We start from the raw sequence: 784 nt of genomic DNA, 5'->3' as shown, positions 1-784 counted from the left end.
CATGTTGGATAATATCGACAAGAAGGGCCGAGTATAGGACTAATACAGAGTTGATAAGCGCGAATTAGACCAATGATAACTTTTCTCATCATGGTTCTCAGCAAAATTATGTCCTTACTAACACTTTTCAGCAGTCAGTAGTTACGAAGTCCGAGCTGACTTAGTCTTCTTATCAGACTTATTTTGAGATGTTTTACGAACTAACTTACGCCACAGATAGTCTAGTTCTTGAGTGCATTCTTTGCTGCTAGATAAATCAGCACCTTTCTTTGCAAGAACAATAATATCAAGGTTTGGAAGCGAACTACGCTTAGTCCGAAACGATTCTCGTAATAAGCGTTTAATTCGGTTCCGTTGTACAGCGAGTTTTACGTTCTTTTTAGCAACGATTATTCCGAGTCTGCTATCTGAGTTATTCAGGCTTCTAGTCAACATCAAATAATGTTTACTGGAAACTCGTATATCAACAGACTCAAAAACATCACTATAATCACTCGATTTTAGTAGCCGAGTTGATTTAGGAAACTTAAAACTGGAGTACAAGTTTTATGCACTTAGTTCTTTACGGCCTTTAGCACGACGTCGGTTCAAAATCTGACGACCACTTTTAGTTGCCATACGTGCTCTGAAGCCATGTGTACGCTTACGCTTAAGTACGCTAGGTTGGAATGTTCTTTTCATTTCCAGTACTCACAATAAATAGGGTGAAAAAAAATTGGAGCGAGATTGTAATTGTTTAGGCAAGATTATTCAATCCATATTCTCATTTTTATTTAAAGTTTAT

Annotated in this window: 3 protein-coding genes; all 3 read right to left on the bottom strand. The window is 37.1% G+C overall.

Annotated features, from left to right (window positions below; all coding sequences use genetic code 11):
- On the bottom strand, window positions 1-89 hold an 89-nt coding region (yidD, locus tag A3729_RS30470), incomplete at its 3' end, for a membrane protein insertion efficiency factor YidD (RefSeq protein ID WP_156497627.1).
- A gap of 52 nt (window positions 90-141) precedes the next feature.
- The gene (gene rnpA, locus A3729_RS03815; protein ID WP_068507316.1) at window positions 142-543 is read right to left on the bottom strand and encodes a ribonuclease P protein component; all 402 of its coding nucleotides are present in this window, start codon (window positions 541-543) and stop codon (window positions 142-144) included.
- 3 nt (window positions 544-546) lie between these two features.
- The gene (gene rpmH / locus A3729_RS30465) at window positions 547-681 is read right to left on the bottom strand and encodes a 50S ribosomal protein L34 (protein WP_082865166.1); all 135 of its coding nucleotides are present in this window, start codon (window positions 679-681) and stop codon (window positions 547-549) included.
- Window positions 682-784: the final 103 nt, after the last annotated feature.

It is taken from the genome of Oleiphilus sp. HI0043, from assembly GCF_001634935.1.
Note: the sequence above shows the minus strand (reverse complement) of the source record. Positions and strands in the feature narration are given on the sequence as shown.